Source organism: Micromonospora sp. ATLC16 (assembly GCF_057196645.1).
On sequence record NZ_JBXUOW010000117.1, the window covers coordinates 1 to 8,915 of the forward strand.

An 8,915-nucleotide genomic window follows, 5' to 3' on the forward strand; every position below is an offset into this window, starting at 1 on the left:
GCCTGCAGCGGGGCCGCCCCGCGACGCCCGGTCCGGTCGCCGGGCGCCATCGCGGGCAGCTCCGCCTCGACCACGGCCCGGGCGGCGGGGGGCAGGGCCAGTACCAGCGACCGGGCCCAGGCGGCGTCCGTGCCGTTCAGCAACGGCCGCCACACCGCCCGGGCGTCGGACGCCCGGGCGGCCGAGGACGGACCGGCGAGACTGGGCAGGACCCGGCCGCGGGTGGCCAGGTCGGTGGCGAAGTCGGCCAGTTCGGCCAGGTGCCGCAGGCTCGCGCCGGGCGCGGTGGCGAGCTTCCCGACGGCACACAGCAACGACAGTGCGGCGTCCGGGGCGTACGCCAGCACCGGAACCTGCCACCCGGCGAGGGTGACCGGACCACGGACCGGTTCCACGACGGTGGTGCGGACCAGTTCCGGCGAGTCCAGCGGCGAGCCGGCGCGGGTGGGCAGGCGCAGCAGCGCCGTGCCGAGGTCGTCCGGGTCGGCGACGTCGGCCAGCAGCGCAGCCAGCGTGGCGTGTTCGGCGGCGAACGGGTGGGGACGAGCTCGCGGCGCCCGGCCGGGACGGCGCGGGGCCTGGGCCGGCAGGGTGCTGTCCTCGGCCCAGACCGCCAGCCCTCGGCCGGGCAGCCACATCCCATGGACGACCAGCACGCACTCCCCCTCGGACCGAGTGGGTCGCGCCACGTCGGCGGCGACCCGGGGCCAGGATAGGCGGCGTCGACCGGCTACCGTCGCCGCCATGTGCGACCTCCTGGTGATCGGCGGCTGCACCGCCGCCGGGTCAGGCTGCGCGAGTCGCGCTGACCCGTGCCGTGTGCCAGACCGGGATGACACCGGGATCATCTCGATTCACCCTGCGGGTCACCGGGAGCCGGGGGCAGGATGGTCGCATGGCATCCACGGTCGAGATCCCACTGCTGGGCGGCACGGCCGACGGTGAGCACGTCACCGTCGAACTGGACCCGAACGGCCGGCCCCCACTGACCCACCATCACCTGGGGCCACAAGGGCTGGCGGCAGCGGAGATCTACGAGCTGGAGTCCGTCGACACCGACCGCCAGCAGTGGCGCTACTGCTGGCGGGGGCCGGCGGTCTGAGCCCGACCGCCGCGCCGATCAGGCGCCGACCTCGACCAGAGACCGGTTGCGCAGGCTCTCCAGCACCGCCCGGGTGACCTGAGAGGTGCCCCTGGCCTCGTCACACACCCGCGCCACCCGCTCGGCGGTGACCTCGGCTCGCTGCTCGCGCTCGTCCCACAACTGGTCCACCTCGGCCAGCAGGGGGCCCTCCACCTCACGCTCCACACCGCGCAGCGCCGGCACCCCGAGTCGCTGCGCGAGGTCGAAGACCTTGCCGGCGTACGGCAGGGGCAGAAACGGCGTACCCATCATCGCGGCGAAGATCAGGAAGTGCAGGCGCATACCGACCGCCAGGTCGAAGTGACGCATCAACCCGAGGATCTGCTGCGGTGAGTAGGTGCCGTGCAGGATCCGCCCCCGCTCGGCGGCGATCATGTGCGACAGCACCCCGTGCGAGTGCCGGATGTCGTCGCGTTCCATCGGCACGAACAGCACGTGCGCATCGATCCGGTGCACCAGGAAGTCACCGATCTGTGCCAGCAGCCGGTGGTATCCGTCCACGTCCAGCCGTTCCGCCGCCCGGCCCGGCTCCCGCACACTCATCCCGACCAGCCGTTTGCCGGCCGGCACGCCCTCTTCCCGGAGGAACTGCGCGGGAAAGTCCTCCGGTTCCAGCAGGAACGCCGGGTCGCCGGTGACGGTGATCGGATTGAGCAGGCCGGCCTCCTCCAGCACCATCCGCGACTCCTGGTCGCGTACGGTCACCTGGACCGCACCGCCCAGCGTCTCCCGGACCATGCCGGTGTCCACCGTCTCGGTGAGCGGCCCGACGCCGACGGCGTACGTCAGCAGCGGCAGACCCCGCTCCTGCGCCACCCGGACCACCCGCAGGTAGCGGCGTGCCTCCTTGTCGTAGAGGATGCCTCCGCCGCCCAGAATGAGCAGGTCGAGCTGGGACAGTACGAGGGCGGAGTCGGTCCGACTGACCCCCTCCCACGGCACCGCCTCCACGTCCGGATGGGCGACCGCGGTGTGTGCGGGATTCCGCGAGAACACGATGATCCGGGCGTGCGGCTCCTGCTGGCGCAGATCGGTCAGCAGGCCGGTGAGGATCGCCTCGTCGCCCAGGTTGCGCCCGCCGTACGAGCCGAGCACGCCGATGGTCAGTCCGGCACGCGTCATCCCTCGCTCCTCCCCAGGTGCGTCCGCTCGCCGCTTCCCCGTTGCGCTGGTGAACAGTCCTCGGGGCCTGCTCGGCGACCCGAGCAGACGACGCAGCCGGCGGACGGGGGCGCCGCCGGCACTTGCGGCCGACCGCACAGACTGCGGCATTCCACGCGGGGCCGCTGTCGACAAGCCGACTACCGCCGGCACCGGCCAACTCCGACGCGCCCCAGGCGGTCACAGATTAGCTCGATGGGGTGACAGAGCGTGGTTGACCCTGGTTGACGGCTTTGCGAGGGTGTCGACCGGATCCCGCACCCCGAGCGGCTGATCCACGCGGCGGCCGGGGCACGACTGGGGCTGCACCCTGCCCGCCGCCACAGCCCCCGCAGCCCCGAGCGGAGTACTCGATGTCGTCAGGTAGCACCCTGCCTCGCACCGGAGTCGACGTGATCACCATCGGTGGCACGGCTGGTGTCGGCGTAGTGCAACTGTCGTTGCCGCTGGTCATCGCCGCTGTCGGCGTGCTGATGGTGATCACCGGCGCCTGCATGATCCGATTGACGTTCCGACGCGGACGGTCGATCAACGGATGAGCGCGCGTATCGGACCCCGACGGGTTCTGCTCGCCGCGGCGGTCGTGCTGGCCGCCGCGGCGGTATGGGCGATACACCATGTGTTCGCGGTCTCGGGTGCTCTCGACGGCGCAGGGCACCGTTTCACCTACGTGTACGCGGGCATGTTCCTGTTGCTGTTGTGGCAGATCGGCGGCGCCTATCTGGAGCGGCCGGCGACGGCGACCGGCCGGGCTCGTGAGTACCTGGACGGGTTGCGGGTGGTGGCGATCGTGCCCGTCTACAACGAGGATCCGGCGGCGCTGCGTGCCTGCCTCGAATCCATGGCCAGGCAGACCCGCACACCTGACGTCATCTACGTCGTGGACGACGGTTCGACCGATGTCGGCGGGTACGAGACCGTGAAGCGGTGGTTTCTCGCCACTGCCCCCACTTTGGGGATCGCGGTGTCATGGCATGTCCAGGACAACGCCGGCAAGCGGCACGCGCAGGCCGTGGCCGTACGGACAACCGACGACGCGGACATCTACTGGACGGTCGACTCGGACACGGTTTCTGATCCTCGGGCGCTCGAAGAGCTGCTGCTGCCATTCGCTGATCCTCGTGTGCAGTCGGTGGCCGGGGTGGTGATGGCCGCGAACGTGGGATCGTCGTTTCTGGCGCGGATCACCGACCTGTGGTTTGTCACGGGTCAGCTCACCGACCGCTCGTCGCTGTCGGTGTTCGGGGCGGTGTGGGTCAACTCCGGGCCGATCGCTGCCTATCGGGCAGCCGTCGTCCGCGACAACCTTGACGGCTACCTGACGGAGAGGTTCTTCGGCCGGGATGTGACCTTCTCGGATGATTCACTGTTGACCTTGTTCGCGATGGTCAGGGGGCGCACCGTTCAGCAGCCGACCGCGTTCGCGTTCGCGTTGATGCCGGACCGGTTCGGGCACCTGTGCCGCATGTATCTGCGGTGGATGCGGGGCAGTTTCATCCGCTCCTGGTGGCGGGTGCGGTACCTGCCGCTGCGGTCGTACGCCTGGTGGGCACACCTGCTGCGTTGGGCGTCGATGGTGGTCGCCACGGTGGTGTTCGTGACCGTCGTGTTCGTGTCCCCGGTGGTCGAACCGACGCTCACGGCACTGCCGTGGCTGTTGTCGGTGACGTTCATCGTGGGGTGGGCACAGACGTTGCGTTATCTGACGGTCTGCCGATCTGATGAATCGACCGGTCGCCGGGTGTGGACGTGGCTGTTGGCGCCGGTCGCGGTGGTGCTCGCGGCGGTGGTGTTGAGAGTGATCCGCTGGTACGGGGCGGTGACGTGTTGGCGCACCGGTTGGGGCACCCGGAAGCAGGTGGAGGTCGTGCTGGCGAGCTGACTGCGACACGGCGGGCCGGCGGGTGGCAGGTCAAGGCTGCCACCCGCCGGCCTGGACGGCGGGGGTGCCCGCGCCGGCGGGAAACGCCTTGCCCTCCAGATGCCCGCCGGGCAGCGTGAACGACATGCGGACGCAGACGCGGAATCGGCTACGGTGGGCCCAGTTGCCCCCCGATGTCCGATCCGCCGTGCAGCGGATCCTCGGCGACCGGGTGGTCGAAGCGGTGTCGCAGCCGGGCGGATACTCTCCCGGCACCGCCGACCGGGTACGCACCGCCAACGGCCGTCGCGCCTTCGTCAAGGCGGCCAGCCCGACCCAGAACCCGGACACCCCGAACATGCACCGGGCCGAGGCCCGGATCACCGCCGCACTGCCCGCGTACGCCCCGACGCCCCGGTTGCTCGGCTGTCACGACGACGGCCACTGGGTGGCGCTGGTGCTCACCGACGTCGACGGCCGGAGCCCGGTCACCCCGTGGCACGCCGAGGAACTCGACGCGGTGCTGGACGCCCTGAAACAAATGGCGGCAGCGCTCACGCCCAGCCCGCTGACGGAGGTGCCGGCCATCGCCGACCGGCTGGCCGACGAATTCGCCGGCTGGCGGCGAATCGTCGACGACCCGCCGCCGCAGTTGAACCCCTGGGCCCGGACGCATCTCGACGACCTCTGCTCCAGGGCGGACCATGGCCTCGCGTCGCTGACCGGCGACACCCTCTGCCATGTGGATCTCCGCGCGGACAACCTGCTCGTCGACCGGGCCGGCCGCGTCACCGTGGTCGACTGGCCCTGGGCGGCTCGCGGCCCGAACTGGCTGGACACTGCGATGCTGCTGCTCGACGTACGCCTGCAGGGTGGGCACGACACCGAGGCGCTGATACGTCGGCTACCGCTCACCGCCGCAGCCGACCCCGACACGGTGACCGGTCTCTACGCCGGCCTGGCTGGCTTCTTCACCGACCGGGCCCGCCTGCCCTCGCCGCCGGGCATCCCCACCCTCCGGGCGTTCCAGCATGCCCAGGCCGAAGTCCTGCTCACCTGGTTGGCCGAGCGCACCTGACCCCACCCGCGCCCCCCACCCCGCGCCCCGCGCCGCCCCGCGCCGCCCCGCGCCGCCCGCGCCGATCGTCGAGGCAGCAATATCCCCGATGCTGCTGCCTCCAGCCGCGGGGGGGGGGGCCCCCCCCCCCCCCCGGCCCGGGGGCGGCGCCGCCCCGCCCCCCCCCCCCCCCCCCCCCCCCCCGGCGCGCGGCGCCCGCCCCCCCCCCGCCAGCGATCCCGCAACAGCCCCTAGACCCCCGGGGCACGGGGGCGGCGGGGGGCGGTAGGTGGGGGGTCAGGTGGGCGGGGTGGACGGGTGGGTAAGGAAGGGAAGGACCGCCGCGGGGAGGGCGGGTGAGTCGACGATGTCGTAGTGGGTGAGCCCGGGAAGGATGGCCAGCCGGGCGGCCGGACGATCGGTGCCGTCCCATCCGGCGTCCCGGTGGCCGCCGCCGAGCAGGCCGAAGAACTCCACCATGTGCGCCGGGCGAACCGAGTCGGCGTCGGCGAAGACCAGCATCGTCGGCGTGGTGATCGCCGCGACCTCGGGCGACCAGTCGTAGTCACGCCGCAGCAGCTCGCCGGTCCTGGCCCAGAGCCGTGGCCAGTCCTGCGGGCGGGGTGCCACGCGTCGGTAGAGCTGCTCGGGCGGCGTGCCGCGCATCCGCTCGGCGGCCGCCTCGTCGGGCTCGGGCATACCGACGAGCACCTCGGGAAACCAGCCCTGCCGTCGACACGGCGCGGAGACCACCACGAGACGGCGGAGCAGTTGCCGGTGTTGAACCGCCAACCGCACGGCGACCCCGCCGCCAAGGAGAAGCCGAGCACCTCGGCCTCGCCCAGACCAAGATGAACGATAAGCGCCGCCACGTCGTCGGCCATCGACTCGTACCGCAGGGGGCGACCGACGTCGGCGGTGCGGCCGTGGCCTGGCAGATCGACACTGACCACCAGGCGACGCCGCGCCAGCGCCGGCCGGATCGCGGCGAAGGTCTCCGCCGCGCCGAGACCGCCGTGCAGCAGCACCAGCGGTCGACCTTTGCCCTCTGTCTCGTACCAGAGTCGAACACCGTCAAGCTGCGCGTAGCTCATGCGTTCCTCCCATGCCCGACGCGGGACCGACCCCGATCCGCCGGTGGCCGAGCCGACCGCTGCCGGGAGGACCGACACCGGTAGATATCTGTGAGTCTCGATGTCCTACCAAGTGCCCGCCCGGATGAGCGGTGGCCGTCGTCGTCGACCTGCTCGACAACGTGTCGACAGCCTGCTCGGCGTGCTCGACCTCAAATCCGGCGTGCTGCTGGCCCTGTTCGGGCTGACCCTGCTGCCGGCGATGTTCACCCTGAACGGACGAAACGACTAGATGGTGCTGGTGGGCGCGGCAGGTTTCGAACCTGCGACCCCTCGCTTGTAAGGCGAGTGCTCTCCCGCTGAGCTACGCGCCCGGAACGCCGTACGGCGGGCCGGCGGTTGGCAAGCTTACCCTGCCACCCGCCGGCCCGGGCGGACGCCTCGCGCCCGGTGGGCCGGGTCAGGCCGTGGCCTCCGCCAGGGCCTTGCGCCAGCCCTGCTGGTCGCGGGCCTCACCGGGCGAGTTCATCTCGGCGAAGCGCACCACGCCGGACCGGTCGATGACGAAGGTGCCCCGGTTGGCGATGCCGGCGACCTCGTTGAAGACGCCGTACGCCTGGGCAACGGCGCCGTGCGGCCAGAAGTCGGACAGCAGTGGGAACTGGTAGCCCTCCTGCTCCGCCCAGATCTTGTGGGCGTACACCGAGTCGACGCTGACGGTCAGCACCTGGACCTCGTCGTTGACGTACTCGTCGAGGTTGTCCCGTACCTCGGTCAGCTCACCCTGGCACACCCCGGTGAACGCAAGCGGGTAGAAGACCAGCAGGACGGTACGCCGGCCCCGGAAGTCGGAGAGTCGGACCTGCTGGTTGTTCTGGTCCTTCAACTCGAAGTCGGGTGCCTCGGCGCCAACCTCGATCGGCATGCGAACTCCTCGGATCGGTTCGGGACGGCCCCAGTCGCTCGCCGTGGGTCGGGTTACTTCTTGCCCTTGGCGCCACGACGTAGCACGAGTCGGGCACCGCTCCAGTCCTTGCCGGCGTTGACCGTGGAAGTCTGCTGAAGACCAGCGGTGGGTGCCGACTCGGCGATGTCGCTCGGCTCGACGTGTCCGTCGCGGCCGGCCTTGGGCGTCAGCAGCCACACGACCCCGTTGTCGGCCAGCGGGCCGAGGGCGTCGACGAGTAGCTCGAAGAGATCACCGTCGCCATCCCGGTACCAGACCAGCACCGCGTCGACCACCTCGTCGGTGTCCTCGTCGACCAGATCTCCACAACGGTCGGTAAGGGCGTCACGGAGATCGGAGTCGACGTCCTCGTCGTAGCCCATCTCCATGACGACCATCCCCGGCTCGATGCCGAACCGGTCCGCCAGGCTGCGTACCCCGTCAGCAGCCTGACCAGCGGTCGCGCTCACTGTCGCGTGCCTCCTCATCTCGTCCGAGCCGGCGCCTACTCGACGCCGTCAGGCAAAGTCCACACAGTTGTGCCCTCCTGCGCAAGTGGCGCACCGGGTGGAACGAAATTTACCGTGCCAGCAGCGTACGGGCACCCTGGGTGATGGCCTCCTCGGATACCAGCACCTGTCGGGCGGCCGGGCCCAGCGGCACAAAAGAGTCAACTGCGGCCACCCGGCGTGCCGCTCCGACATATCCGGCGTCCACCAGCGCAGCGATCACCCCTTCACCCACCCCACCGGATCGGCGGGTCTCGTCCACCACCAGCACCCGGCCGGTCGCGGCGGCCTCCCGGATGAGGTCGGCCACCGGCAGCGGCGCAAGCCAGCGCAGGTCCACGACCCGGGTGCCGATCCCCTCGTCGGCCAGCGCCGACGCCGCCCGCAACGACATCCGTACGCCATTGCCGAAGGTGATGATGGTTACGTCCTCGGCCGAACCGACCCCGTACACGCGCGCTCGTCCCACCGGCACGTGGCCGCCGGCCCAGGCCCCTGGCTCAGCGTAGTCGGCCAGCCACTCTCCATCACCATCGGTGTAGAGGTCCCGGGTGTGGTAGAGCGCGATCGGCTCCAGGAACACGCAGACGCTGCCGTCCACCGTCGCGCTCGCCAGGCAGGTCCGCAGCATCGCCGCCGCGTCGTCCGGCCGTGCCGGCACGGCGATCACCAGGCCCGGCACGTCCCGCAGTACGGCCACCGAGTTGTCGTTGTGGAAGTGCCCGCCGAAGCCCTCCTGGTACGCCAGCCCGGCCACCCGCACCACCATCGGATTGCGCAGTGCTCCCTGTGAGAAGAAGCGCATGGTCGCCGCCTCGCCCCGCAACTGGTCCTCGGCGTTGTGCAGGTACGCCAGGTACTGGATCTCCGGCACCGGCAGCATCCCGGCCAACCCCGCGCCGAGGCCCAGGCCGAGGATCGAGGTCTCGTCGAGCAGCGTGTCGAACACCCGGGCGGCACCGAACCGGTCACGCAGTCCCTTGGTCACCCCGTAGACGCCACCCTTGACGGCGACGTCCTCACCGAAGACCGCCATCTGCGGATGGCTGAGCAGCCCGTCGGTGAGCGCCGCGTTGATGCTCTGCGCGAGGGTGAGCGGCCCGGCCAGTTCCGGCGGCTTGCCGCCGAACGCCTCCGCCCGGGGCACGGCGTCGGGGCCGGCGG

General features: G+C 71.3%; 9 protein-coding genes, 1 tRNA gene and 2 pseudogenes. 5 read left to right on the forward strand and 7 right to left on the reverse strand.

Annotation, left to right across the window (positions count from 1 at the left end):
- A pseudogene (locus AC2CHE_RS25975) lies at positions 1–656 on the reverse strand (ATP-dependent helicase); the annotation flags it as partial.
- A 239-nt stretch (positions 657–895) separates the two neighbouring features.
- On the opposite strand from AC2CHE_RS25975, the gene AC2CHE_RS25980 reads away from it, so the two are divergent.
- A complete protein-coding gene (locus tag AC2CHE_RS25980) occupies positions 896–1,102 on the forward strand; it encodes a hypothetical protein (protein ID WP_484507467.1) in 207 nt (68 codons plus the stop codon).
- Positions 1,103–1,120: 18 nt separating this feature from the next.
- On the opposite strand, the gene AC2CHE_RS25985 is transcribed toward AC2CHE_RS25980, so the two are convergent.
- On the reverse strand, positions 1,121–2,266 hold the full coding sequence (locus tag AC2CHE_RS25985; protein WP_484507468.1) for a polysaccharide pyruvyl transferase family protein: 1,146 nt from the start codon (positions 2,264–2,266) through the stop codon (positions 1,121–1,123).
- A 392-nt stretch (positions 2,267–2,658) separates the two neighbouring features.
- Between AC2CHE_RS25985 and AC2CHE_RS25990 the strand changes: the two genes are divergently transcribed.
- From AC2CHE_RS25990 to AC2CHE_RS26000, 3 genes are all read left to right on the forward strand, one after another.
- Entirely contained in the window at positions 2,659–2,844 is a 186-nt protein-coding gene (locus AC2CHE_RS25990) for a hypothetical protein (protein WP_484507469.1), read from the forward strand.
- On the forward strand, positions 2,841–4,187 hold the full coding sequence (locus tag AC2CHE_RS25995) for a glycosyltransferase (protein WP_484507470.1): 1,347 nt from the start codon (positions 2,841–2,843) through the stop codon (positions 4,185–4,187). Before AC2CHE_RS25990 ends, AC2CHE_RS25995 begins: the two co-directional genes overlap by 4 nt.
- A gap of 124 nt (positions 4,188–4,311) precedes the next feature.
- The gene (locus tag AC2CHE_RS26000) at positions 4,312–5,244 is read left to right on the forward strand and encodes a phosphotransferase (protein WP_484507471.1); all 933 of its coding nucleotides are present in this window, start codon (positions 4,312–4,314) and stop codon (positions 5,242–5,244) included.
- 276 nt (positions 5,245–5,520) lie between these two features.
- On the opposite strand, the pseudogene AC2CHE_RS26005 reads toward AC2CHE_RS26000, so the two are convergent.
- Positions 5,521–6,317, reverse strand: a pseudogene (locus AC2CHE_RS26005) (alpha/beta fold hydrolase).
- Positions 6,318–6,417: 100 nt separating this feature from the next.
- Between AC2CHE_RS26005 and AC2CHE_RS26010 the strand changes: the two are divergent.
- Positions 6,418–6,588: a hypothetical protein gene (locus AC2CHE_RS26010; RefSeq protein ID WP_484507472.1), complete on the forward strand. Its 171-nt coding sequence runs from the start codon at positions 6,418–6,420 to the stop codon at positions 6,586–6,588.
- 7 nt (positions 6,589–6,595) lie between these two features.
- Here the strand turns inward: AC2CHE_RS26010 and AC2CHE_RS26015 are convergent.
- The 4 genes from AC2CHE_RS26015 to AC2CHE_RS26030 all read right to left on the reverse strand — a co-directional run.
- A tRNA-Val gene (locus AC2CHE_RS26015) sits at positions 6,596–6,670 on the reverse strand.
- Between the two features lie 86 nt (positions 6,671–6,756).
- Positions 6,757–7,221: a peroxiredoxin gene (locus tag AC2CHE_RS26020; RefSeq protein WP_484507473.1), complete on the reverse strand. Its 465-nt coding sequence runs from the start codon at positions 7,219–7,221 to the stop codon at positions 6,757–6,759.
- A gap of 53 nt (positions 7,222–7,274) precedes the next feature.
- Positions 7,275–7,712 carry a DUF3052 domain-containing protein gene (locus AC2CHE_RS26025; RefSeq protein ID WP_484507474.1) on the reverse strand — a complete coding sequence of 146 codons (438 nt, stop codon included), beginning with the start codon at positions 7,710–7,712 and terminating at the stop codon, positions 7,275–7,277.
- A gap of 109 nt (positions 7,713–7,821) precedes the next feature.
- On the reverse strand, positions 7,822–8,915 hold a 1,094-nt coding region (locus AC2CHE_RS26030; protein WP_484507475.1), incomplete at its 5' end, for an alpha-ketoacid dehydrogenase subunit beta.

Bases quoted from the DNA above. Each gene is read 5' to 3' on its own strand.
- AC2CHE_RS25980 (WP_484507467.1), top strand. From the start codon at position 896: ATGGCATCCACGGTCGAGATCCCACTGCTGGGCGGCACGGCCGACGGT.
- AC2CHE_RS25985 (WP_484507468.1), bottom strand. From the start codon at position 2,266: ATGACGCGTGCCGGACTGACCATCGGCGTGCTCGGCTCGTACGGCGGG.
- AC2CHE_RS25990 (WP_484507469.1), top strand. From the start codon at position 2,659: ATGTCGTCAGGTAGCACCCTGCCTCGCACCGGAGTCGACGTGATCACC.
- AC2CHE_RS25995 (WP_484507470.1), top strand. From the start codon at position 2,841: ATGAGCGCGCGTATCGGACCCCGACGGGTTCTGCTCGCCGCGGCGGTC.
- AC2CHE_RS26000 (WP_484507471.1), top strand. From the start codon at position 4,312: ATGCGGACGCAGACGCGGAATCGGCTACGGTGGGCCCAGTTGCCCCCC.
- AC2CHE_RS26010 (WP_484507472.1), top strand. From the start codon at position 6,418: ATGTCCTACCAAGTGCCCGCCCGGATGAGCGGTGGCCGTCGTCGTCGA.
- AC2CHE_RS26020 (WP_484507473.1), bottom strand. From the start codon at position 7,221: ATGCCGATCGAGGTTGGCGCCGAGGCACCCGACTTCGAGTTGAAGGAC.